This window comes from Pseudomonas sp. QE6, from assembly GCF_041379005.1.
GTDB lineage: Bacteria > Pseudomonadota > Gammaproteobacteria > Pseudomonadales > Pseudomonadaceae > Pseudomonas.
Genome location: NZ_CP166873.1, coordinates 2880095 through 2902608 on the forward strand (window position 1 = coordinate 2880095; position 22514 = coordinate 2902608).

The following is a 22514-nucleotide window of genomic DNA, read 5'->3' on the forward strand; positions in this document are numbered from 1 at the left end:
TTGCCGCGATTTTGTAACGCGAACTGCACCTCGGAGTGTTATCATTTCCCGCATCTGCCCTTGATGGGCGCATGGGACAACCACCATGGACTTACCCAGTAGTTACTCAGAACCCCGATTGCGTACACACGACCTGATGTATTGATCCCCAATGGCGCGTTCTGCCACTGGGGGTGGAGCGTGCTATGACCGAAGTAGAAGCCAAGAAGCCGCAGGAAAGCCTGCAGGACCGCCTCAATCAGGTGGTCGACCTGCTGCACAAGCACAAGCTGGTGGAAGACCTGACGCACCGTCAGGAAGGCCAGCATCACGATCTCGTCGAAAACCTGGTCCACCGCCAGAACCTTGCCGAACTTCAGCGCAAGCTGGACGAGCTGCACCCGGCCGACATCGCCCATATCCTCGAATCCCTTCCGCTGGATGACCGCCTGACGGTCTGGCAGCTGGTCAAGGCCGAGCGCGATGGCGACATCCTCCTCGAAGTCTCCGACGCCGTGCGGGAAACCCTGATCGCCGACATGGACGATCACGAGATCCTCGCCGCGGCCAAGGACATGGACGCCGACGAGCTCGCGGACCTGGCACCGGAGCTGCCGCGCGACGTGGTCCACGAGCTGATGGAGAGCCTCGATGCGCAACAGCGCGAGCGCGTGCGTTCGGCGCTGTCCTACGAGGAAGACCAGGTCGGCGCGCTGATGGACTTCGAGATGGTCACCATCCGTGATGACGTCAGCCTGGAAGTGGTGCTGCGTTACCTGCGTCGTCTCAAGGAGTTGCCGGGTCATACCGACAAGCTCTTCGTGGTCGACTATGACGGCGTGCTCAAGGGCGTGCTGCCGATCAAGCGCCTGCTGGTGAACGATCCGGACAAGGACGTGGCCGAGGTCATGGCGACCGATCCGGTGACCTTCACCCCCGACGAGGACGGCTACGATGCCGCCCAGGCGTTCGAACGCTATGACCTGATTTCCGCCCCGGTGGTGGACAAGAACGGCAAGCTGATCGGCCGTCTGACCATCGACGAGATGGTCGACCTGATCCGCGAGGAGAGTGAGAGCGAAGTGCTGAGCATGGCCGGTCTGCGCGAAGAGGAAGACATCTTCGCCTCGGTCTGGAAGTCGGTGCGCAACCGCTGGGCCTGGCTGGCCACCAACTTGATCACTGCCTTCATCGCCTCGCGGGTGATCGGTCTGTTCGAAGGCTCCATCGAGAAGCTGGTGGCGCTGGCCGCGCTGATGCCCATCGTCGCCGGTATCGGCGGCAATTCCGGCAACCAGACCATCACCATGATCGTCCGCGCCATGGCGCTGGACCAGATCCAGACCAACAGCGCCAACCGCCTGCTGCGCAAGGAACTGGGCGTAGCCCTGGTGAACGGCCTGATATGGGGCGGCGTGATCGGCCTGGTCGCCTTCTACCTGTATGGCAACTGGGAGCTGGGCGCGGTGATGACCGGCGCCATGACCCTGAACCTGCTGCTGGCGGCGCTGATGGGCGTGCTGATCCCGATGACGCTGCTGCGCCTGGGGCGCGACCCTGCCATGGGCTCCAGCGTGATGATCACCGCCATGACCGACAGCGGTGGTTTCTTCATCTTCCTCGGGTTGGCCACGTTGTTCCTGATGTAAGCCGCCCCGCCGAAAAGGCCGCCCGCGAGGCGGCTTTTTTGTGCCCGGAATTTCCCTGGAAATTGCGCGCATGAAAAAGCCGGCTCAGGGCCGGCTGTTTTCGGTACTGCGTACGACTCAGGCGTCGTTCTGCGCCATTTCGGCGTCATGCGCGATCAGAGCGATCAGCGCGTTCTGCTGGCGGTGGGTCAGCTGGCGGAAGCGTTGCAGCAGTTCGCGTTCGTGCAGGCTCAGCTCCGGGCTGTCCAGGCGAATGCCGAGATTGTCCTGCAATGCGCCTTCCTGAAGCAGGCTCTGCTCCAGGCGCGCGATGATCTCGGAGTTCATGCTGCGATGGTGGCTACGAGCGACTTCAGCGATGCGCTCGCGCATGCCTTCCGGCAGACGTACGACGAATTTGTCAGCGGTGCGGCTGGAGTAGGTAGGGGTTGCCTGTTTCAATGGGCGCATACATTAAACCTGTAAGTCAGGGAGGCCGATGCCATGGGTCAGCGTTCGTTCAGGCCCTTTGACAGCAGTTTCCGTTGGTCGTTCAGCGCGTCGTCAGCGGTTTTGAAAAAAAACCAATAACTTGACGTCAAATCTGCGACTTATTGTGGCTCGGGTGAAGGCTAAATGCCAGCACCAATCATCCGAAATGCGACGTCCTCGGCAGACCTTCCTTTCGACGGGTTCAAGTGACGTCAGGCCCGATGTTGGCAGCGTAGCCGAACTGCGGGCGACTCCGCTCCGTCACTGCGACGGGGGGAGGCGTGTATCCGATGAGGGGACGCGCATGATGGCACAGCGGGCAGGCCAGGTGCAGGATTGGCCGGTGTTAACCGCATATTCCGACAGCAATTCTCCTGACCTCCTGCGTGGCGGACGGTATTATCTGGCCCGCGGATCAGAAACGACGCAGCGCCGAGCCGCCGGCCCCTCCAGAGAGTGTCATGACCCCAGGCAGACTCATTTACCTGATGGGCCCTTCGGGCTCCGGCAAGGACAGCCTGTTGCAGGCCGCCAGTGCTCCCCTGGCGGCGCGGGATTGCCGGATCGTCCGGCGTGTCATCACCCGCTCCGCCGAGGCGCGCGGGGAAGAGGCGCATTCGGTGACTGTCGAGGAGTTCGCTCGTCTGGAGCTGGCAGGCGCCTTCGCCATGAGCTGGCGCGCCAATGGCCTGCACTACGGCATCCCCCGCGAGATCGATGACTGGCTCGCCGCGGGCCACGACGTGCTGGTCAATGGCTCGCGCAAGTACCTGCCCGAGGCGCGACGTCGTTATCCGTGGCTGATCGCGGTATTGCTGCGGGTCGAACCCGAGGTGCTGCGGCAGCGCCTGCTGAAGCGGGGACGCGAGACGCTGCCGGAGATCGAGGCGCGCCTGGCCCGCAACGCGCACTTCGCCGATGGTTTGCCCGGACCGCTGGTGGAGCTGGACAACTCGGTGTCGCTCGACGTCACTGTCGGCCATCTTTTGGACCTGCTCGATCCGCCGGATGCCGAGGCGAGCTGAGCGTCAGTCCAGGCGCAGCGACAGGCTGACGCCGTGGGGGGCGAATCCCATCGCCGCATAGAAGCGGTGGGCCATTTCCCGGTCCTGGTGACTGGACAGCGCCAGCTTGTAGCAGCCCCAGCCGTTGGCCCATTCCACGGCGCGCCGGATCAGCGCCTGGCCGATGCCCTGGCCGCGGGCCCGGCTGTCCACCACCATGTCTTCGAGGATCGCCGAGCGGGCGAAACCGTGGGCGATGTGTTCGATGAGGTGCAGGGTGCAGGTGCCCAGCAAGGTGCCGTCGCGTTCGGCCACCAGCGTGACCCGTGTCGGGCGCTGGTTGCCGAGTTCCAGCGCGAGCAGCGCGATGTCCGGGCTAGGGTCCTCGAGACCCAGCTGTTTCAGCAGGGGCGCAAGGGCGGTGGCGTCGTCCGGTGTGGCAACACGCACGTCGAAGGTGGCGAAGGGCGAATCGGGTGTCGCTTCGTGGTCCGGTGAGCTGGTGTTCACGGTATTCCTCCCCTGTTGAAAAAATTATGGGCCCGTCCGGTGGCAGCGGCATGACAAATTCGCCATCGCTCGTTAACATGCCGACCCGATCGTGTCCCGGTAGCTCAATTGGATAGAGCGTCCCCCTCCTAAGGGGAAGGTTGGAGGTTCGACCCCTCTCCGGGACACCAGCATGCCCAGGCCCGCGCTCGCGGGCCTTTTGTTTTTGCGGGGACTCCCGGGCGTTGTCGGCCTCCCTCAGGGGCTGTAGCTCACCCGGTTGCGTCCGTTGTGCTTGGCGTCGTAGAGCGCTTGGTCGGCCTTGATCAGTGCCTGGCTCAGGCTGCCGTCCAGGGCGAGGTGGGCGAGGCCGAGACTGATGGTGACCGACGGGTTGCCGGGCTGTTCGGCGATGGCGTGCCGCAGCTTGTCCATGTGCCGGCCGGCCTCCTCGGCGCTGATGCCCCAGAGGTACAGGCCGAACTCCTCGCCGCCCAGGCGGGCGAACTCGAAGTCCTTCATCTCGTTCTTGATCGTCTGCGCCACGCGGGTCAGTACTTCGTCGCCGACGTCGTGGCCATAGGTGTCGTTGACCCGTTTGAAGTGATCGATGTCGACCATCGCCAGGTAACGCTGCTCGCCGTCGTCCGCCAGCCGTTTGCCGACACGGGCCATGAACGACCGGCGGTTGGGGATATTGGTCAGGGTGTCGAGGTAGGCCTGGTCGAGCAGCAGGCGGGCCATGGCGTAGTTGTACAGCTTGGCCTGGCTGAGGTGATGGAAGATGTAGACCGACAGGGCGCTGATGAAGACTGGATAGCAGATCAACATGCTGCGCCGTACGTCAAACTCGGGCACATCGCCCAGCAGCGGGTTGAGCAATATCCAGGTCACCAGCAGCACGGCGAAGAATGCCGGGCGGTTCAGCGGCATCGCGGTGGCGCTGTAGAGCACGGTGGATGCGGATATCACCAGCCAGGCCTGGCGGACGTCACTGGGGATGCCTTCGATCACCATCCGCGCGCCCAGTGCGAAGGTCAGGACGAACGCCAGGTTGAGGCAGTAGAAATGCGTGGCCTTGCGGGCCAGCGCGGCGAGCGTGGTGATGATGAAGAACACTGCCAGGAAGAGCAGCGAGATGTAGCTGAAGCCCTGGTGAGCCTGGAAGCTGACGATCAGGTCAAAGAGAAACCAGGTGCCGATGCTGACGCAGAACACCAGCAGGCAGAATCCATGGAGTCGCTCGAAATCATGTTGGAAGAACTCGGCCCTGAGCTCGGGGGAAATGGCCTGTTTCAGTACTTCTGATTCTATGGTCTTGAACATGACGCGCCCTGTACGCGTGTGGGATGGCTCGCGCGAGCATAGTTGAACCGATGGTATCCCGCTGGAGGGGATCACGCGCAAGGATGACTCCGGGGCTCAGGACGTACTTTCGGTGGCCGGCAATCGCCGCAGTGAGTTGGCGCGGGCTTTTTCCTGCCTAGTGGGATGCAGGCCGGCGTGGCGCATCGGAGATTGTCGGTGGAAGGCGGCGGGGCGCTGTCCCTGGAGCATCACGTCGAGCTCGCCGCCGCCCGTTCGAAGGATTCCAGCACTTGCTGTAGCATCTCGCGATGCTGGCCGGCGGGCCGGGAAAGTGTGTTGAAGAATTCTACGAGCGAGCGGATCTAGCGGATGCTGAGTGCAGAACTGAAGGCCTTCTATCGGGTTGCGAAGCTGGGCAGCATCACCCAGGCGGCGAAGAAGCTCGGCCTGAGCCAGCCCACCGTCACCACCCAGATCCGCAACCTGGAAAGCCAGTACGCGGTGGAGCTGTTCTACCGTGGCGGCCGCCGCCTGACCCTGAGCGACGAGGGGGCGCGCCTGCTGCCGATGGTCGAGGTGCTGCTGCAGCAGGAAGCCGACATCGAGTTCTACCTGCGCAATTGCGGGCAGATGCAGGGCGCGCTGCGCATCGGCGCCACTTCTCCTTATTACGTGCTCGGCCTGATCAAGACCTTCCGTGAGCGCTTCCCGCAGATCGAGGTGTCGGTGGAGATCGGCAACTCTCAGCAGGTGCTGGAGGCGCTGGTGGAGTGCCGGGTCGACCTGGCGGCGTCCTCGCAGCAGGTGGACGATGCGCGCCTGACCCGCGTGGTGCTTGGCAGCGATCCGTTGGTGCTGGCGGTGCATCGCAGCCATCCACTGGCGATGCAGCAGTCGGTGGCGTTGGGCGATCTGCGCAGTCACTGCTTGCTGATGCGCGAGGCGGGTTCCACCACCCGCCAGCTCACCGAGGCGATGTTGCAGGACGCCGGGGTTACCCCGGCCTCGATGCTGGAGATCGGCAGCCGCGAGTCGATCCGTGAGGCGGTGATCCGCAACCTGGGAGTGAGCATCATCGCCCGCCAGGAGGTGCCGGATAATCCGCAGCTGTGCGTGCTGGAGATCGTTGGCGCGCGGCGGATCGATGAGTACCTGTATTGCCTGAAGGATCGGCGGCAGGCGCGGTTGCCGAGTGCGTTTCTGGGGTTGGCGCAGGTGTAGGAGCGGACTCTGTCCGCGATGCTTTTCGTTTGGGTTTAGGAATTTCCGCGCCGCTTCGGCGTGTGTTGGTGGATTTTGTTTCGCCCCCTCGGGCGAGTCACTTTCTCAAACGCGAGAAAGTAACCAAAGCGCTTGCCCCTGCATCCGGCCCCGGCTTCGCCGGGGTTCCCTCGCTCCATCGAAGTTTCAGGGGCCCGAACTAGGCGTCCCCCCACGAAGGGCCATCCCTGGCCCATCGCGGCTCTCGCGACATCCATGTCGCTCAACCCCTGAAACTCCGATTCCACTCGGCCTCCTGAAGGGGCGCTCTGGAGTGTGCGGAGGTTTCTCTGGAAGCCTTATAAAGCGAGAGCCAGAGCGGAAGCTGCGCTCTCGTAGGAGCGGACCTTGTCCGCGATGCTCTTGTGGAAAGCATCGCGGATGAATCCGCTCCTACAGGGAGATACCTCTGCTTAGCGCCTGCGTAGGAGCGGACTCCATCCGCGATCCGCTTGACGACTATGCCGCAGACCAAACCATTCAATCCCGCCGTTTCGCAAAATTTTTCATCCCCATACCAAAATTTGCCTATGGATCTATCGGTGCACTTTTCCTCATCGCAATAGAGCCGTCGCATTCGCTCCCTAGCATGAACCTCGTCAAGTCACGCCGCTGCCCACGGCGACGTGAGCCACAAGAACACGAGGTACCGCCATGCACACGACCATCGCCGGCACGCCGCTCAGCGTGCGCCACATCCGCAAGCGCTTCGGCCAGTTCGTCGCCCTCGACGGCGTTTCGCTGGACGTCAAGGCGGGCGAACTGGTCTGTCTGCTCGGTCCCTCCGGTTGCGGCAAGACCACGCTGCTGCGCTGCATCGCCGGCCTGGAGCGCCAGGACGAGGGCACCTTGCACCTGGGCCAGCGCGACGTGTCCCTGCTGCCGCCGCAGGCGCGCGACTACGGCATCCTGTTTCAGTCCTACGCACTGTTCCCCAACCTGACCGTCGAGCAGAACATCGCCTACGGCCTGGCCAACGCCAGCAAGGACGAAGCCCGCCGCCGCGTAGCCGAGATGCTGGAGCTGGTTGGCCTCTCCGGCAGCGAGAAGAAGTACCCCGGCCAGCTCTCCGGCGGCCAGCAGCAGCGTGTGGCGATGGCCCGCGCGCTGGCGCCGAGCCCGTCGCTGCTGCTGCTCGACGAGCCGATGTCGGCGCTGGACGCCCGTGTGCGCGAGCACCTGTGTGGTGAGCTGCGGCAACTGCAGAAGAGCCTGGGCATCACCACCGTGATGGTGACCCACAACCAGGACGAAGCCATGCTGATGGCCGACCGCATCGCAGTGATGAACCACGGTCGCATCGAGCAGTACGGCACCGCCCAGGAGATCTACAGCACCCCGGCCACGCCCTTCGTCGCCGAGTTCGTCGGCCAGGGCAACTGGCTGCCGTTCGAGCGCGGCAACGATGGCCATGCCCGCGTCGGCAGCCTCAACCTGCGCCTGCAGAACCAGGCCGCGAGCGCTTCGGGCCGGCTGTTCTGCCGTCCGGAAGCGATCAGCGTGAACCCGGCGGTGCATCAGGACAACCTGTTCCGCGCGCAGATCCGCGAGATCACCTTCCTCGGCAACCGCTGCCGCATGAGCTTCGAGCTGGAGCAACTGCCCGGCCATCCGCTGCTGGCCGAACTGACGCCGGAAGACATGCCGCGCCTGGGCACGCCGGACATCTGGGTGTCCCTGCCGCCCCGCAGCCTGCAGGTGTTCGCCTGAGATGGATGCCGTGGTGAATCACAATCCGGCGCTGTCCGCCGGCAAGCTCCGTGGCGATCTGGGCGATCGCCTGTTCGTCCGTGGCGGCAAGTGCCTGCTGCTGGTCCTGCTCACCGTTGCGGTGCTGCTGCCGCTGCTGGCCATCTTCTGGCGCGGCTTCAGCAGTGCGGCGGGGCAGGGCGGCGGCGTTGCCGCGATGGGCGAACTGCTGCGCAGCGATAACTTCCACTGGCTTCTGGGCAACAGCCTGAAGGTTTCGCTGAGCGTGGCGTGCATCGTCGTGCCGGCGGCTTACCTGTTCGCCTACGCGCTGCAACGCACGCTGATCCCGGCCAAGGGCCTGTGGCGGGGGATTTCCCTGCTGCCGCTGCTGGCGCCGTCGATGTTGCCGGGCATCGCGCTGATCTACCTGTTCGGTAACCAGGGCCTGCTGCGCGGCTGGGTGCCGGACAATATCTACGGCTTCTGGGGCATCGTCCTGGGCGAGGCCATCTACACCTTCCCCCATGCGTTGATGATCCTGCTGTCCGCGCTGTCGCTGGCCGATGCGCGTCTGTTCGACGCCGCCTCCAGCATGGGCGCCAGCCCCTGGAAAGCCTTCCGCAGCATCACCTGGCCGGGCTCGCGGCAGGGTGTGTTCGCCGCCTTCTGCCTGGTGTTCACCCTGACCATCACCGACTTCGGCGTGCCGGTCGTGGTGGGCGGCGACTATCAGGTGCTGGCGCTGGAAGCCTACAAGGCGGTGGTCGGCCAGCAGCAGTTCGGCCGTGGCGCGCAGATCGGCATGATCCTCCTGCTGCCGGCGCTGCTCAGCTTCGCCGTGGACACCTGGCTTCGCCTGCGCCAGCGCGAGGCCATGAGTGGCCGCGCGCAGGTCTACCATCCCAAGCCGTCGCGCCGCCGCGATGCCGCCTTCCTCGCCGTCGTCGTGCTGATCTGCGCGGTGCTGCTGGGCGTGCTGGGCATGGCCGTGTACTCCTCGCTGGTGAAGTTCTGGCCGTACAACCTGTCGCTGTCGCTGCATCACTACGACTTCGACACCACCGCCGGCGGCGGCTGGCTGGCCTACCGCAACAGCCTGACCATGGCCGCCTGTACCGCCATCATCGGCAGCGCGGTGATCTTCACCGGCGCCTACCTGATGGAGAAGACCCGCGAGCAGCCATGGCTGAACCAGCTGCTGCGCATGCTCTGCTTCGTGCCGATGGCCGTTCCCGGCCTGGTGCTGGGCCTGGGCTACGTCTTCTTCTTCAACCTGCCGAGCAACCCGCTGCATGTGTTCTACGGCAGCATGGCGCTGCTGGTGGTGTGCACCATCGCCCACTACCTGACCACCGCGCAGATGACCGCCACCGCCGCGCTGCGCCAGCTCGACGGCGAGTTCGAGGCTGCCGCGCTGTCGCTGAAAATGCCGCTGTGGCGCCACTACCTGCGCGTCACCGTGCCGATCTGCCTGCCGGCGCTGCTGGACATCATCCGCTACCTGTTCGTCTCGGCGATGACCACGGTGTCGGCGGCGATCTTCCTCTACAACCCGGACACCATCCTCGCCGCCGTCGCCGTGCTGAACATGGACGACTCCGGCAACGTCGGCGGCGCCGCCGCCATGTCCACCCTGATCCTGTTCACCTCCGCCGCCGTGTCGCTGCTGCTGGCCGGCGCCTCGCGCGGCCTGCTGCGCCGCTCCCAGGCCTGGAGGAAGTGATCGCCCAGAGTTTTTACGTTGCACGTAAGTAGCGCTTCACCTGCCGCTCTGAACCAGAAACTCAACGTTGCACCTATCGTCATCCCCGCGAGCGCGGGGACCCAAAAATGCCAAGGAGCTCCACATGTTCAAACGTCTTGCCCTCGCTGCCGCCGTGGTTGCCGGTTTCGCCGCACAGGCCCACGCCGCCGACACCGAACTGACCGTCTATACCGCCCTGGAACCGGAACAGCTGACCGCCTACAAGCAGGCCTTCGAAGCCGAGAACCCGGACATCAAGATCAAGTGGGTACGCGACTCCACCGGCATCGTCACCGCCAAGCTGCTGGCCGAGAAGGACCGTCCGCAGGCCGACGCAGTGTGGGGCCTGGCCGCGTCCAGCCTGGCCATCCTCGATGCGCAGGGCATGTTGGAGAAGTACGCGCCCAAGCACCTGGACGCCATCGGCAAGAACTACCGTGACCCGGCCAACCCGCCGGCCTGGGTGGGCATGGACGTGTGGGCCGCCACCATCTGCTTCAACACCGTGGAAGCCGAGAAACTGGGCCTGGAAAAACCCATCAGTTGGCAGGACCTGACCAAGCCCGAGTACAAGGGCAAGATCGTCATGCCGAACCCGGCGTCCTCCGGCACCGGCTTCCTCGACGTCTCCGCCTGGCTGCAGACCTTCGGAGAGAAGCAGGGCTGGGCCTACATGGACGCCCTGCACGAGAACATCGGCCAGTACGTCCACTCCGGCTCCAAGCCGTGCAAGCTGGCCGCCGCCGGCGAGTTCCCGATCGGCATTTCCTTCGAATACCCGGCCGTGCAGCTGAAGCGCCAGGGCGCGCCGCTGGACATCGTCCTGCCGAAAGAGGGCCTGGGCTGGGAAATCGAGGCCACCGGCATCATCAAGGGCACCCAGCATGAAGACGCGGCGAAGAAGCTCGCCGACTTCTCCGCCAGCCCCAAGGCCATGGAGCTGTACAAGGAAAACTTCGCCGTGCTGGCCCAGCCGGGCATCGCCAAGCCGCAGACCGAACTGCCGGCCGACTACGAGCAGCGCCTGATCAAGAACGACTTCGCCTGGGCCTCGAAGAACCGCGACGAGATCCTCGCCGAATGGCGCAAGCGCTACGACGGCAAGTCGGAGAAGGTTGCGCAGAAGTAAGCGCATGAGCCCTCTTTCCCATGGAAAGGGGCGCCGCCCGCAGACGGGGCGGCCACATCGTTCAACCCTCGCACCTGTCGCGCCCCCGCGGCAGGTGCGGCGGGCACCTCGCAAGAAGGATTCCCCCATGCCCCAGACCCACTGCGACGTCGCCATCGTCGGCGCCGGCATCCTTGGCCTTTCCCACGCCTACGCCGCTGCCCGGCGCGGCCTGTCCGTGCGCGTCTTCGAGCGTACCACCACGCCGCTGGGCGCCTCGGTGCGCAACTTCGGCCAGGCCCTGGTCACTGGCCAGCCGCCGGGCGTGATGTCGGACCTGGCCCGCGCCAGCCGATCGATCTGGGCACATTGGGCGCAGCAGGCCGGGTTCTCCCTGCGCCGCAACGGTTCGCTGCTGTTCGCCCGCACCGAAGCGGAAGAGGCTCTGCTGGAGGCCTTTTGCGCCGGTCGCGCGAAGGAACAGGCGTACAACGCCGAGCTGCTACGCGGCGGCGCGCTCAACGACCTCTACGAAGGTCGCTTCCGCCATCATCGCGCAGCGCTGCATGGCTTCGACGATCAGCAGCTGTATTCGCGCGAGGCATTGCCGACGCTGATCGACTACCTGCGTCGCGAACTGGGCGTGCAGTTCCATTTCTCCACCCTGGTCCGCGACGTCGATACCGGCCTGCTGCGCACCACGGCGGGCACCTTCACCACCGGACAGGTGATCGTCTGCTCCGGTCATGACTACCAGACCCTGCTGGCCGAGGCCATCGCCCCGCTGGAGCCGCAGGTGTGCCGCCTGCAGATGCTGCGGGCGCGTCCGCAGGTCGACTTCGGCCTGGGCCACGCCTTGCTCACGGGCCTGAGCTGCGTGCACTACGGCGCCTTCGCCGACCTGCCGGAGGCTGAGGCGATCCGGGCGCAGATCCGCCGCGAGACGCCGGAGCTGGAGGCCCAGGGCATCCACCTGCTGATCAGCCCGACGCCCTACGGCGAGCTGATCATCGGCGACTCCCATCATTACGGCAGCGACGCCGAGCCCTTCAACGCCGAGTTCGTCGACCGCCTGATGCTGGCGCTGGCCGAGGACACCCTGGGCATGCGCGTAGAGGTGGTCGAGCGCTGGCAGGGCGTTTACGGCTCCCGCGGGCCGGGGCCGTTCTCGGTGCTGCAGGCCGCCGACGGGATTACCGCCGTGCTGATGCATACCGGCGTGGGCATGAGCGTCAGTCCGGAGTTGGGTGAGCGCACTGTAGCGGCGCTGTTTGGCTGACACGTGACTGTCATCTGCCGTTCACCGGGTTCTGATACTACCGGCAGACACGGATTAGCTTTTTTGTAGGAGCGAGCTTGCTCGCGAACCTGCACGGCACGGTGCCAGGCGGTTCGCGAGCAAGCTCGCTCTTACGGTCGCCTGCCCGGAGCCCCATGAACCACTGCATCGTCCAGAGCCATCAGGATTCCGATCTGTTCGGCCTGCTTTATGGCTTCAGTTTCCGCCCCGGCCAGCCCGGCCTGGAAATCGACTCGCCCACCGCGCTGCAGCGCCTGCGGGAGCCGCGCACGGAGGACGAGTTCCTCTGGCTGCACCTGAACCTGGCGCACGCCGCCTGCGAGCGCTGGATGAAGTCGCACCTGGAGCTGCCCGACTACTTCTTCGAGAGCCTGCGCGAAGGCTCGCGCTCCACCCGCATCGAGCACGTCGACGGCGCGCTGCTGGCGGTGGTCAACGACGTGGTGTTCGACTTCGGCAGCCGGATGTCCTCGGATGTCTCCACCCTGTGGGTCTGCGCCCGCGGCCGCCTGCTGGCAGCGGCGATCCCGGTGGGCGCACCGGGAGCCTACAAGGTCGGGCTCCCCTTGGCGATTTTTCCCGTAGGAAATTCCCTTCTCCGTGCCGCTTGAAATATTGAACGAGCGGTGCGTATTTTGTACAGGCAGCGCACCGTGCGCGGCCTCCTGTTACAAAGACGAAGTACAAGGATAAGAAGTCATGAGTAGCGATCTACGCAGCCCGCTCGCCGAGCGCCTGGCTGGAGTCGAAGAGATCGAGTGCGTCACCCCCGACCTCAACGGGGTGCCGCGTGGCAAGGTGATGACCGGGGAAGGATTCCTCACTGGCCGTCGCCTGCAGCTGGCGCGTGGCGTCCTGCTGCAGTGCATCATGGGGGGGTACCCGCCCGCGAGATTCTACGGCAGCGACGACGGCGACCTTGCCCTGGTCGCCGAGCCGACCCAGATCCACCGCCTGCCCTGGAGCGACGAGCCCCGCGCCTTTGCCATCTGCGACGCGGTCGAGCTCGACGGCCAGCCCTCCGGCCTGTCCACCCGCGGCCTGCTCAAGCGGGTGCTGGCGCGCTACGCCGAGCGCGGCTGGAGCCCGGTGGTGGCCACCGAGCTCGAATTCTTCGTCTTCGCTCCCAATCCCGACGCCAACGAACCCTTCCAGGCCCCGCTCGGCCCGGACGGCCGCCGCGAGATCGGCCACTCGGCCTTCAGCGTGTCCTCCAACAACGGCCTGCGTCCGTTCTTCCAGGACGTCTACCGCTGCATGGCGGCGGTGGGGCTGGAGCGCGATACCTTCATGCACGAGATGGGCACCAGCCAGTTCGAGATCAACTTCCTGCACGGCGACCCGGTGCTGCTGGCCGACCAGACTTTCCTGTTCAAGCACCTGCTCAAGGAAGTCGCGCTCAAGCATGGCCTGATCGTGGTGTGCATGGCCAAGCCGCTGGCGAAGACGCCGGGCAGCTCGATGCATATCCACCAGAGCATCGTCGATGGCGAAGGCCGCAATATCTTCACCGACGCCAACGGCGACGCCACCCCGGCCTTCCGCCATTTCATCGGCGGCCAGCAGGCGTGCCTGGCGGACTTCACCCTGCTGTTCGCCCCGAACGTGAACTCCTTCCAGCGCCTGTGCCATCCCTACGCCTCGCCGAACAACGCCTGCTGGTCCCATGACAACCGCGCCGCCGGCCTGCGTATTCCGGCCAGCGCGCCGGTGGCCCGTCGCGTGGAGAACCGCCTGCCGGGCGCCGACGCCAACCCGTACCTGGCGATTGCCGCCAGCCTGGCCGCCGGCCTGCACGGCATCGAGCGTGAACTGGAGCCGACCGAGGCGATCCAGGGCGAGTTCGAGGTGCCCGAGGCACTGCTGTTGCCGTGCACGATGTACGACGCGTTGCAGCGCCTCAAGCGCAGCCAGCTGGCGCGCGAGGTGTTCGGCAACGAGTTCATCGATGGCTACACCGCGACCAAGTCGATGGAGCTGACCAGCTTCTTCGACGAAATCACTCCGTGGGAGCGCCGCGTGCTGGCCGCCCAGGCCTGATCGCTGCGCGGGCCCGCCGACACAATCGCGCCGAAACAGCGGCGCGGCTGCGATCGGCGGGCATTTCCCCGACATCCTCGTGCATCCCGCCGTCATCCTTCAGGATGCCCGACGGCACGCGCCGCGACCCGCTCTGTTCCAGGCCCGGCAGGCCTCTCGACGCGCCCTCCGGCAGGCTCTAAGGTGTCACGGCAAGTCCCGCTTTCCGTCACCCGGGTGCCGTCCCGGGGTTGTCCTGGGCCAGGAGGTCCGATGCTCCGGATCGTCACCGCTTTTCGTGCTCTGTACTTCGCCGCCGTCATGCTCCTGACCGGTTCCGGTCTACTCAGTACCTACCTCGCTTTGCGCCTGGGCGCGGAGAAGGTCGACGGGCTGTGGATCGGCGCCATGATGGCGGCCTACTACCTTGGCCTGGTACTGGGCGGCAAGATCGGCCACCGGCTGATCGCCCGCGTCGGCCACATCCGCGCCTACGTCGCCTGCGGCGGCCTGGTGACGGCGGCGGTGCTGGGCATCGGCCTGTTGCCCTGGCTCGGCTTCTGGCTGGTGCTGCGGACTGCCATCGGCCTGGGCATGATGTGCCAGTACATGGTCATCGAGAGCTGGCTCAACGAGCAGGCGGAGGCGCGCCAGCGCGGCCTGGTGTTCGCCGGCTACATGGTGTCCTCCTACCTGGGCCTGGTGCTCGGCCAACTGGTGCTGGTGGTGCACCCGGGGCTGGGGCCGGAACTGCCGATGATGATCGCGCTGTGCTTCGCCCTGTCGCTGATTCCGGTGGCGATTACCCACAAGGTCCACCCCGCGCCGCTGCGTCCGGCGCCGCTGGAACCGCGCTTCTTCCTCAAGCGGGTGCCGCAGTCGCTGACCACGGTGCTGGTGTCGGGCCTGGTGATCGGCGCCTTCTACGGCCTCGCACCGCTCTACGCCTCGCAGCAAGGGCTCACCACCGAGCAGATCGGCCTGTTCATGGGCGGCTGCATCTTTGCCGGTCTGCTGGTGCAGTGGCCGCTGGGCTGGCTGTCGGACCGCTACGACCGCGCCGTGCTGATCCGCAACGCGGCGATCCTGCTGCTGCTCTTCGCGCTGCCGCTGGCGCTGTTGCCGATGTTGCCGCTGCCGGACCTGTCGCTGTCCCTGGCGCTGCTGTTGCCGGCGGGTTTCCTGGTCTGCCTGGTGCAGTTCACCCTCTATCCGCTGGCGGTGGCATTTTCCAACGACCACGTCGAGGGCGACCGTCGCGTATCGCTGACGGCGATGTTGCTGGTGACCTTCGGCGTCGGCGCCTGTATCGGGCCGCTGGCGGCCGGAGCGCTGATGAAGCTGTTCGGTCCGAACATGCTCTACGCCTTCGTCTGTGCCTGCTCGCTGATCCTGATCTGGCGCGTGCAGCCGGAGAAGGTCAGTGGCGTGCACCGGGTCGACGAGGCGCCGGTCAAACATGTGGCTACGCCGGACAGCCTGGCGTCCTCGCCGCTGTCGGCCGCGCTCGATCCACGGGTCGATGACCGCGCGGTGGAGATTCAGATGAAGGGCACCGACAGTTCGGTGGCGGCGCCGGAAGCGGAAGAGGAAAGCCGGCCCGCATGAGGCGGCAAGGGAAGGGCGGCAAGCGCTTGCCGCCCTGCGGACGAGCTTAGAACAGCTCGTCCTTCTCGAAGCGCCGGGCCTCGCGCTGCAGCTGGTAGACGAAGCGATCGATGTTGCGCTGGACCAGGCCGCTGACCTGCTGGAAGCGCAGGCCGGCGAAGCTGAAGCCGACCTTTTCCTCGAAGTGCACGTGGCGCAGTTCCACTTCCAGGGTGATGGCGCCGAAGGGCAGGCGGGCGGTGAAGCGCTCGTAGACCTGTCCCGGTTGCAGGCGGTCGCTGACGTTGCCGTCCAGGCGAACCTTGCAGCCGGTGGCGGAGATATCGATCAGGTTGCCCTTGAGCGGGGCCTTGAGCTTGTCGCCGGCGATTTCCACCGCCACCGGCTGGCTCTGGCTGACGCCGGCGCGGTAGGCATTGCGACGCTGGTGGTAGAGCACCTCGTCCGGCACCGGCAGCCAGTAGCAGCGGGCGCCGTCGATCTCGGCGAAATAGGCGTTCTGCTTCGATTCCCAGGCGATGCGCACCCCCTCGTGGAAGGCTTCGATGCGCAGCGGTTCGCCGTTCTGCAGGAAACGCTCGCCGTCGTTGGGGATCAGTTCGTCCAGGGCGATCAGGTTGCGCTCGCGATTGACCTCGACGACGAAACTCTGGAAGCGCTGGCTGCGGCCTTCGAAGGTGACCACCAGGGGATCGTGGCTGTCCATGAGCGTCCGCAGGCTCGCATGGATTTCCACCGGAGCCTTGAGCACTTTCGGTGGTTGAGGGCCGTTTTCCTCGACAAACAGGTTGGCCACGGTCCGCGGATCTCCATCTAGATTGTGTTTGTTATAGGTATGGCACGGGGTTATGCCGATGCTGGCATTGTGCCCAAAGGCGGGCCGTCAGGCCAGTGCTCAGGCCTGGCTGAGCGGACGCTGGCGGCTGCTCTGGGTCGAGCTGCCACGGCGGTCGTAGAGATTGGGGGTGTCCTGCCCACGCAGGATGTCGAGCAGGCGGCCGGTGCTGGCCTGGCCTGCACGGATGATCCGGCCGTTGCGCTGGTTGGCGTCCTGGCACTGGTCGAGCAGGGCGCCCAGTTCGTCGCCACGTACCAGCAGCTCGCCGTTGCCACTGCGCTGGGCGAATTGCTCGAGGCCCTGGCGATCCACGCTGACACCGGCCTGCTGCAGGGCGGCGGCGCGCTCGCGACCGTTGCGTTCGAGCTGCTGCATCAACGGTACCTTGCGTTCCAGCAGCTGTTGCAGCTGCGCCAGATCGCGCGCTTGCAGCGCCTGGTATTCGTCGTCGATCAACTGCAGCAGCTGGCGGGCTGCATCGATGTCGCCGTTGATCAGGGAAAGCAGGGCATCGGACATCTTGGGCTCGGCACTTTGGCTAGCGGGTCCCCGGCGCGACGCTCAGGTCAGCGCTGGGATTCGAAATCGAGCAGCTTGCTGGCGACTTTCTGACTGTCGACCTGGTAGCTGCCGTCGGCGATCGCCTGCTTGATGCGGGCCACTTTTTCCTTGTCGACCACGGGCTGGTCCTTCAGTTGATCGCTGACTTTCTGCAACTGTTGGGCGGTATCGCTGAGCTGTACCGATTCGCCGCTCTTGGCCGGGGCGGTGGTGGTGGCAGACTCGGCCGGGGCTTCGCTGCGACCGTTCTGCGCAGCACCGCTACGGCCAGTGGTGGCTGGCGTAGAGGCCGGGTTCAGCCGGTTGAAGTCGATAACCATGTTGGAAACCTCTGGAGGTATTTGGACGCTTGCCAAGCTTTTCGGCCGGCCGGCGGAAAACTTTAGGCCGATTTTTTGCGCACCCGAGCACAGTTTAGTGAAGGCTGCGCCCATCATGCCAGACTCGGCGGACTACAGGCTGACTTCGACGGCTCCGGGCTCCACCACTCGCGCCTTGACGATACGCTGCGAGCGCAGGTTGCGCACGCGGATCTGTTGTCCGGGCACGCCGTCGGACAGCGCCTCGCCGGGCATCACCACGTTGATGGCGCTGGTGCGCGCGCGGATCACCACCTGGTCGCCCTTGCGGATGGCCTCGGCCTGTTCGAGGAAGACCGGCGCGAGCACCTGGTCGTTCACCGTGGCGCGCTTGAGCTTGAGGCCGATGACCCGCTGCGGGTCGGTCAGGTAGCCCTGGGTCAGCGGACCGACGTCGCGCTCCACCATGGAGATGTCGGCGGCGTCGATGACGTGGTCGCGCTTGAGCGGCTGGGTGGTGACGACGACCTGACGGAACAGCTTCACCGTGGCCGGCACGAACACCGTCCAGGGCGAACTGCCGTCGCAGCGCACCCGCACCGTGACGCGCCCGACCGGCTGCGCCGGGCTTTCCAGGGCTTGCGTCAAGTCCTTGTCGCACTGCACCAGACGCAGGCGGGGATCGATGCGCGCCACCTCGATTTCATAGCGCGCTTCAATTCCGCTGCTCTGCAGATAATCTTCGACTTTGAATTCAAGAAAGCCCTGGGTCGAGCCGATAAGGATTTCAGGCGCGGTGAAGGCGTCGGCCCGCGTGGAGCCGGCGCTGAGCGCAGCGCACATGCCGAGCAGGGCGGCCATGAGGTCGCGCGCGCTTCGGAGCTGTCGGAAAAATGTCGTTGCCTGTTTCATGCAACGGGTTAAGCAATGGTCGTGCCGCCTGCCGGGTCAGGCGGCGTTGCGTGCAGGGGAGGCTCAATGGCCGGAGTCATGGATTCAGTCAACCAGCGGACGCAGCTGGTTGGCCAGAATCGTCTCGAGCTGCTGCTGTTCCGGCTGAACGGCAGCCAGTTGTACGGGATCAACGTGTTCAAGGTGAAAGAGGTACTGCAGTGCCCGCGCCTGACCGTGATGCCCAAGTCCAGCCAGGTGGTGCGCGGGGTGGCGAACATCCGCGGCGGCACCATTCCGATCCTCGATCTGGCGCTGGCCACGGGGCGTCACGCCCTGCGGGACATCAGCAACAGTTTCGTGATCATCACCGAGTACAACACCAAGGTGCAGGGCTTCCTGGTGCACTCGGTGGAACGCATCGTCAACATGAACTGGGAGTCGATCCATCCGCCGCCCAAGGGCACTGGCCGCGACCATTACCTGACGGCGGTCACCCGGGTCGACAACCAGTTGGTGGAAATCATCGACGTGGAGAAGATCCTCGCCGAAGTGGCGCCCACCCCGGAGGACATCTCCGAGGGCGTGCTGGACGCCGAGACCCAGGCCCGCGCGGTGAGCAAGCGCGTGCTGGTGGTGGACGACTCCTCGGTGGCGCGCAAGCAACTGGTGCGTTGCCTGGAAACCGTCGGCGTCGAGGTGCTGGCGCTGGGCGACGGCCGCCAGGCGCTGGACTACCTGCGGCAGATGGTGGAGGCGGGCGGTCATCCGGGCAGCGACCTGCTGATGGTGATCTCGGACATCGAGATGCCGGAAATGGACGGCTACACGCTCACGGCGGAAATCCGTCACGACCCGCGCATGCAGGACCTGCATATTCTCCTGCATACTTCGCTGTCCGGGGTGTTCAACCAGGCCATGGTGAAGAAGGTCGGCGCTGACGACTTCCTCGCCAAGTTCCGTCCCGATGACCTGGCCGCCCGCGTGGCGGAGCGGATCAAGGCGGTGGATGGCACGGCGGCCTGAGTCCGCGAATTGAATCGAGCGGTGCCGGTGCCGCTCGGGGCCAAGGATTCGGCTATGGTTTTTTGAGCACCGGTCAGGCGTTTGCCGTCGTGTCGACGGCAAACGTCCATGAGTGAAGAGGTCTATCTGTGACATCCACCAATACTGAATTCGAGCTGTTCCGGGATTTCCTGGAGAAGACCTGCGGCATCCTCCTGGGCGCCAACAAGCAATACCTGGTCTCCAGCCGCTTGAACAAGTTGATGGAGCAGCAGGGCATCAAGTCCCTCGGCGAGCTGGTACAGAAGGTCCAGGCCCGCAGCCAGCTGCGCGAGCAGGTGGTGGATGCGATGACCACCAACGAAACCTTGTGGTTTCGCGATACCTATCCCTTCGAAGTGCTGAAGAACCGGGTGCTGCCGGAGATGATCAAGGCATCGCCCGGACAGCGTTTGCGCATCTGGTCGGCGGCCTGTTCTTCGGGGCAGGAGCCTTACTCGCTGTCGATGTCCATCGACGAGTTCGAGCGCACCAACCTCGGCCAGCTCAAGGCTGGCGTACAGATCGTCGCCACTGACCTGTCCGGCTCCATGCTCACCGCGTGCAAGGCCGGCGAGTACGACAGCCTGGCGATCGGCCGTGGGCTGTCGCAGGAGCGCCTGGTCCGCTACTTCGACCAGAAGACGCCGGGACGCTGGACGGTCAAGCCGGCGATCAAGAGCCGCGTGGAATTCCGGGCGTTGAACCTGCTGGACAGCTACGCCACCCTCGGCAAGTTCGACATGGTGTTCTGCCGCAATGTGCTCATCTATTTCTCCGCCGAGGTGAAGCGCGACATCCTGCTGCGTATCCATGCCACGCTGAAGCCAGGTGGCTATCTGTTCCTCGGCGCGTCCGAGGCACTCAACGCATTGCCAGATCATTACCAGATGGTTCAGTGCAGTCCGGGGATCATCTACAAGGCCAAGTGATGGGGCTTGGCCTCTGGCGGGTGTAGGGGCGGACTTTGTCCGCGAGGCTTTTCGTTCTGTTTGGGTGTGTATGCGCCGCTTCGGCGTGTGCTGGGACTTTTTGTTTCGCCCCCTCGGGCGAGTCCCTTTTGTCAAACGTCGGATAGCCGCCCTCACAAAAGGAACCAAAAGGTCTTGCCCCTGCATCCGGCCCCGGCTTCGCCGGAGGTGATTCGCTTCGCTCACCCTTCGGGCCAGCCTTCGGCTGTTGCTTCGCTGCGCTTCGTTTCCCTCGCTCCATCGAAGTTTCAGGGGCCCGAACTAGGCGTCCTCCACGAAGGGCCATCCCTGGCCCATCGCGGCTCTCGCGGCATCCCATGCCGCTCAACCCCTGAAACTGCGATTCCACTCGGCCTCCTGAAGGGGCGCTCCGGCGTGTGCGGATGTTTCACTGGAAACCGCTTTTCGCTTTTCGATGTTTGTAGGAGCGAGCTTGCTCGCGAACCGCTTAACGCCGATGTGGCCGGGTAATTCTGTTCGCGAGCAAGCTCGCTCCTACGAAGAGCCGCCGCCGGCCGGGCGGAGGAGGGGCGGCAATCTTGCCGCTTTATCCCCAGCGGCAAGGAAACCGGTTGCCGCTTGCCGCTGTTTGCCGCCCTTTGCCGCTCTCGATTTATGCTCAAGCCATTGAATTAAAAGGATATATAAATCTGGCACGCACCTTGCTGAAGTGTTGGCAAGCCCACACCGGCAAACAGGTTCGCGACCATGAGCATCAGCTTCGACAAAGCCCTCGGCATCCACCAGCAAGCACTGAGCTTCCGCTCCCAGCGCGCTGAAGTCCTGGCCAACAATCTGGCCAACGCCGACACGCCGAACTACAAGGCGCGCGACCTGGATTTCGCCTCGGTGCTGGCCGCCCAGTCCGACAAGCTCAAGAACGGCACCTTCAACGCTACCCGTACCAACGCGCACCACATCGCCGCCGAAGGCTTCGGCATGGGCGAGGATGCTCTCAAGTACCGCACGCCGTTCCAGCCCTCGATGGACCAGAACACCGTGGATGAGCAGATCGAGCAGTCCAACTACGCGGAAAACTCCGTGCAGTTCCAGGCCTCGTTCACCTTCCTCAACAACAAGTTCAAAGGGCTGATGAACGCCCTGCGCGGGGAGTAATCGCCATGTCGCTCGCCAGTGTCTTCAACATCGCCGGTACCGGCATGAGTGCCCAGACCACCCGTCTGAACACCACCGCCTCGAACATCGCCAACGCCGAGACCGTTTCCTCCAGCGTCGACCAGACCTACCGCGCCCGCCATCCGGTGTTCGCCACCATGTTCCAGCAGGCCCAGGGCGGCGACCAGGGTTCGCTGTTCGGCGACACCGACCACGCCGGTTCCGGCGTGCAGGTGCTGGGCGTGGTCGAGGACAAGAGCTCGCTGATTCCGCGCTACGAGCCCAATCACCCGGCCGCCGACAAGGACGGCTACGTGTACTACCCGAACGTCAACGTGGTGGAGGAGATGGCCGACATGATCTCCGCCAGCCGCGCGTTCCAGACCAACGCCGAAATGATGAACACCGCCAAGCAGATGATGCAGAAGGTCCTGACCCTGGGTCAGTAAGCGCTGAGGAAGCACGATGAGCATCGATAACAGCAGCATCAACGGCGCCAACTCCGTACTGGACCAGTACTCGGTCAAGAACGAGAGCAACGGCACCACCGGCAAGAACAACCTTGGCAAGGACGAGTTCCTCAAGTTGCTGGTGGCGCAGATGAACAACCAGGACCCGATGTCGCCGCAGGAAAACGGCGAATTCATCGCCCAGCTGGCGCAGTTCAGCACCGTGGAAGGCATCCAGTCGCTGAACTCGAGCATGGACAGCATGCTCTCCAACTACCAGTCGTCCCAGGCCCTGCAAGCCTCGTCCCTGGTAGGGCGCAAGGTCATCGTGCCGACCGACAAGTCGATGGTCGACACCGCCGAGACCTTCAAGGGTACCTACACGCTGCCGGTTTCCACGGCCAACAGCTGGGTCAACGTCTACGACGACAAGGGCACCCTGGTGAACCGCGTCGAGATGGGCCAGCAGACCGCCGGCAACGTCAACTTCATGTGGGACGGCAAGGATTCGAGCGGCAATCTCATGCCGCCGGGACGCTACAAGTTCGAGGCGCAGACCAACTACGAAGGCAAGACCTACGCCCTGACCACTTTCCTGCCGGCCAACGTCGACAGCGTGACCCTCGGGCAGAACGGCGGCGAGCTGACCCTGAACCTCGCGGGGCTCGGCAGCATCGGCCTTTCCAAAGTGCAGATCATCGGTCAGTAACCTGC

General features: G+C 64.9%; 21 protein-coding genes, 1 tRNA gene and 1 pseudogene. 16 read left to right on the forward strand and 7 right to left on the reverse strand.

Going from position 1 to position 22514, the window contains the following annotated elements:
• Window positions 1-185: 185 nt before the first annotated feature.
• Window positions 186-1628, forward strand: a complete 1443-nt coding sequence (gene mgtE, locus ACAW63_RS13395; protein ID WP_371234266.1) for a magnesium transporter — start codon at window positions 186-188, stop codon at window positions 1626-1628.
• Window positions 1629-1745: 117 nt separating this feature from the next.
• On the opposite strand, the gene amrZ is transcribed toward mgtE, so the two are convergent.
• Window positions 1746-2078: a transcriptional regulator AmrZ gene (gene amrZ, locus ACAW63_RS13400; protein WP_015476477.1), complete on the reverse strand. Its 333-nt coding sequence runs from the start codon at window positions 2076-2078 to the stop codon at window positions 1746-1748.
• A gap of 482 nt (window positions 2079-2560) precedes the next feature.
• Here amrZ and phnN point away from each other — a divergent pair, with 482 nt between their 5' ends.
• On the forward strand, window positions 2561-3124 hold the full coding sequence (phnN, locus tag ACAW63_RS13405) for a phosphonate metabolism protein/1,5-bisphosphokinase (PRPP-forming) PhnN (protein WP_371234267.1): 564 nt from the start codon (window positions 2561-2563) through the stop codon (window positions 3122-3124).
• A 3-nt stretch (window positions 3125-3127) separates the two neighbouring features.
• On the opposite strand, the gene ACAW63_RS13410 is transcribed toward phnN, so the two are convergent.
• Complete coding sequence (locus ACAW63_RS13410; RefSeq protein ID WP_371234269.1) at window positions 3128-3613, reverse strand: GNAT family N-acetyltransferase; 486 nt, start codon at window positions 3611-3613, stop codon at window positions 3128-3130.
• Window positions 3614-3706: 93 nt separating this feature from the next.
• Here ACAW63_RS13410 and ACAW63_RS13415 point away from each other — a divergent pair.
• Window positions 3707-3783: transfer RNA gene (locus ACAW63_RS13415), tRNA-Arg, on the forward strand.
• Between the two features lie 67 nt (window positions 3784-3850).
• Here ACAW63_RS13415 and ACAW63_RS13420 read toward each other — a convergent pair.
• A complete protein-coding gene (locus tag ACAW63_RS13420; protein WP_371234271.1) occupies window positions 3851-4918 on the reverse strand; it encodes a diguanylate cyclase in 1068 nt (355 codons plus the stop codon).
• Window positions 4919-5269: 351 nt separating this feature from the next.
• Between ACAW63_RS13420 and ACAW63_RS13425 the strand changes: the two genes are divergently transcribed.
• The 8 genes and pseudogenes from ACAW63_RS13425 (at window position 5270) to ACAW63_RS13460 (ending at window position 15631) form a co-directional block, all read left to right on the forward strand.
• On the forward strand, window positions 5270-6121 hold the full coding sequence (locus ACAW63_RS13425; protein WP_371234273.1) for a LysR family transcriptional regulator: 852 nt from the start codon (window positions 5270-5272) through the stop codon (window positions 6119-6121).
• A 693-nt stretch (window positions 6122-6814) separates the two neighbouring features.
• Window positions 6815-7870, forward strand: coding sequence for a putative 2-aminoethylphosphonate ABC transporter ATP-binding protein (locus tag ACAW63_RS13430; protein ID WP_371234275.1), 1056 nt, complete (start codon window positions 6815-6817; stop codon window positions 7868-7870).
• Between the two features lies 1 nt (window position 7871).
• Window positions 7872-9575 carry a putative 2-aminoethylphosphonate ABC transporter permease subunit gene (locus ACAW63_RS13435; protein WP_371234278.1) on the forward strand — a complete coding sequence of 568 codons (1704 nt, stop codon included), beginning with the start codon at window positions 7872-7874 and terminating at the stop codon, window positions 9573-9575.
• 124 nt (window positions 9576-9699) lie between these two features.
• Window positions 9700-10725 carry a putative 2-aminoethylphosphonate ABC transporter substrate-binding protein gene (locus tag ACAW63_RS13440; protein WP_371234280.1) on the forward strand — a complete coding sequence of 342 codons (1026 nt, stop codon included), beginning with the start codon at window positions 9700-9702 and terminating at the stop codon, window positions 10723-10725.
• Between the two features lie 127 nt (window positions 10726-10852).
• Window positions 10853-11983, forward strand: coding sequence for a TIGR03364 family FAD-dependent oxidoreductase (locus ACAW63_RS13445; RefSeq protein ID WP_371234282.1), 1131 nt, complete (start codon window positions 10853-10855; stop codon window positions 11981-11983).
• 155 nt (window positions 11984-12138) lie between these two features.
• Window positions 12139-12528: pseudogene (locus ACAW63_RS13450) on the forward strand (magnesium transporter CorA); the annotation flags it as partial.
• A 277-nt stretch (window positions 12529-12805) separates the two neighbouring features.
• Window positions 12806-14044: a glutamine synthetase family protein gene (locus ACAW63_RS13455; RefSeq protein ID WP_371234668.1), complete on the forward strand. Its 1239-nt coding sequence runs from the start codon at window positions 12806-12808 to the stop codon at window positions 14042-14044.
• A gap of 252 nt (window positions 14045-14296) precedes the next feature.
• Complete coding sequence (locus tag ACAW63_RS13460) at window positions 14297-15631, forward strand: MFS transporter (protein WP_371234284.1); 1335 nt, start codon at window positions 14297-14299, stop codon at window positions 15629-15631.
• Between the two features lie 46 nt (window positions 15632-15677).
• Here ACAW63_RS13460 and ACAW63_RS13465 read toward each other — a convergent pair whose 3' ends face one another.
• The 4 genes from ACAW63_RS13465 to flgA all read right to left on the reverse strand — a co-directional run bounded on the left by ACAW63_RS13465 (window position 15678) and on the right by flgA (window position 18172).
• Complete coding sequence (locus ACAW63_RS13465; RefSeq protein ID WP_331317204.1) at window positions 15678-16427, reverse strand: flagellar regulator YcgR PilZN domain-containing protein; 750 nt, start codon at window positions 16425-16427, stop codon at window positions 15678-15680.
• 99 nt (window positions 16428-16526) lie between these two features.
• The gene (locus tag ACAW63_RS13470) at window positions 16527-16988 is read right to left on the reverse strand and encodes a flagella synthesis protein FlgN (RefSeq protein WP_275607975.1); all 462 of its coding nucleotides are present in this window, start codon (window positions 16986-16988) and stop codon (window positions 16527-16529) included.
• Window positions 16989-17035: 47 nt separating this feature from the next.
• A complete protein-coding gene (flgM, locus tag ACAW63_RS13475; protein ID WP_371234285.1) occupies window positions 17036-17350 on the reverse strand; it encodes a flagellar biosynthesis anti-sigma factor FlgM in 315 nt (104 codons plus the stop codon).
• A 132-nt stretch (window positions 17351-17482) separates the two neighbouring features.
• Window positions 17483-18172 (reverse strand): flagellar basal body P-ring formation chaperone FlgA, encoded by a 690-nt coding sequence (flgA, locus tag ACAW63_RS13480; protein ID WP_371234670.1) that lies wholly within the window; start codon window positions 18170-18172, stop codon window positions 17483-17485.
• 135 nt (window positions 18173-18307) lie between these two features.
• Here flgA and ACAW63_RS13485 point away from each other — a divergent pair, with 135 nt between their 5' ends.
• The 5 genes from ACAW63_RS13485 to flgD all read left to right on the forward strand — a co-directional run bounded on the left by ACAW63_RS13485 (window position 18308) and on the right by flgD (window position 22509).
• Window positions 18308-19246, forward strand: a complete 939-nt coding sequence (locus tag ACAW63_RS13485) for a chemotaxis protein CheV (protein ID WP_371234287.1) — start codon at window positions 18308-18310, stop codon at window positions 19244-19246.
• Window positions 19247-19374: 128 nt separating this feature from the next.
• A complete protein-coding gene (gene cheR, locus ACAW63_RS13490; protein WP_331317212.1) occupies window positions 19375-20196 on the forward strand; it encodes a protein-glutamate O-methyltransferase CheR in 822 nt (273 codons plus the stop codon).
• Window positions 20197-20943: 747 nt separating this feature from the next.
• The gene (flgB, locus tag ACAW63_RS13495; protein ID WP_275607970.1) at window positions 20944-21351 is read left to right on the forward strand and encodes a flagellar basal body rod protein FlgB; all 408 of its coding nucleotides are present in this window, start codon (window positions 20944-20946) and stop codon (window positions 21349-21351) included.
• A 5-nt stretch (window positions 21352-21356) separates the two neighbouring features.
• Entirely contained in the window at window positions 21357-21800 is a 444-nt protein-coding gene (gene flgC / locus ACAW63_RS13500) for a flagellar basal body rod protein FlgC (protein ID WP_371234289.1), read from the forward strand.
• Between the two features lie 16 nt (window positions 21801-21816).
• The gene (gene flgD / locus ACAW63_RS13505; protein ID WP_371234291.1) at window positions 21817-22509 is read left to right on the forward strand and encodes a flagellar hook assembly protein FlgD; all 693 of its coding nucleotides are present in this window, start codon (window positions 21817-21819) and stop codon (window positions 22507-22509) included.
• Window positions 22510-22514 lie beyond the last annotated feature (5 nt).

Excerpts from the sequence above, each read along its gene's own strand:
- mgtE (WP_371234266.1), top strand. The coding sequence starts at position 186 with ATGACCGAAGTAGAAGCCAAGAAGCCGCAGGAAAGCCTGCAGGACCGC.
- amrZ (WP_015476477.1), bottom strand. The coding sequence starts at position 2,078 with ATGCGCCCATTGAAACAGGCAACCCCTACCTACTCCAGCCGCACCGCT.
- phnN (WP_371234267.1), top strand. The coding sequence starts at position 2,561 with ATGACCCCAGGCAGACTCATTTACCTGATGGGCCCTTCGGGCTCCGGC.
- ACAW63_RS13420 (WP_371234271.1), bottom strand. The coding sequence starts at position 4,918 with ATGTTCAAGACCATAGAATCAGAAGTACTGAAACAGGCCATTTCCCCC.
- ACAW63_RS13425 (WP_371234273.1), top strand. The coding sequence starts at position 5,270 with ATGCTGAGTGCAGAACTGAAGGCCTTCTATCGGGTTGCGAAGCTGGGC.
- ACAW63_RS13430 (WP_371234275.1), top strand. The coding sequence starts at position 6,815 with ATGCACACGACCATCGCCGGCACGCCGCTCAGCGTGCGCCACATCCGC.
- ACAW63_RS13435 (WP_371234278.1), top strand. The coding sequence starts at position 7,872 with ATGGATGCCGTGGTGAATCACAATCCGGCGCTGTCCGCCGGCAAGCTC.
- ACAW63_RS13440 (WP_371234280.1), top strand. The coding sequence starts at position 9,700 with ATGTTCAAACGTCTTGCCCTCGCTGCCGCCGTGGTTGCCGGTTTCGCC.
- ACAW63_RS13445 (WP_371234282.1), top strand. The coding sequence starts at position 10,853 with ATGCCCCAGACCCACTGCGACGTCGCCATCGTCGGCGCCGGCATCCTT.
- ACAW63_RS13455 (WP_371234668.1), top strand. The coding sequence starts at position 12,806 with ATGACCGGGGAAGGATTCCTCACTGGCCGTCGCCTGCAGCTGGCGCGT.
- ACAW63_RS13460 (WP_371234284.1), top strand. The coding sequence starts at position 14,297 with ATGCTCCGGATCGTCACCGCTTTTCGTGCTCTGTACTTCGCCGCCGTC.
- ACAW63_RS13470 (WP_275607975.1), bottom strand. The coding sequence starts at position 16,988 with ATGTCCGATGCCCTGCTTTCCCTGATCAACGGCGACATCGATGCAGCC.
- flgM (WP_371234285.1), bottom strand. The coding sequence starts at position 17,350 with ATGGTTATCGACTTCAACCGGCTGAACCCGGCCTCTACGCCAGCCACC.
- flgA (WP_371234670.1), bottom strand. The coding sequence starts at position 18,172 with ATGTGCGCTGCGCTCAGCGCCGGCTCCACGCGGGCCGACGCCTTCACC.
- ACAW63_RS13485 (WP_371234287.1), top strand. The coding sequence starts at position 18,308 with ATGGCCGGAGTCATGGATTCAGTCAACCAGCGGACGCAGCTGGTTGGC.
- flgB (WP_275607970.1), top strand. The coding sequence starts at position 20,944 with ATGAGCATCAGCTTCGACAAAGCCCTCGGCATCCACCAGCAAGCACTG.
- flgC (WP_371234289.1), top strand. The coding sequence starts at position 21,357 with ATGTCGCTCGCCAGTGTCTTCAACATCGCCGGTACCGGCATGAGTGCC.
- flgD (WP_371234291.1), top strand. The coding sequence starts at position 21,817 with ATGAGCATCGATAACAGCAGCATCAACGGCGCCAACTCCGTACTGGAC.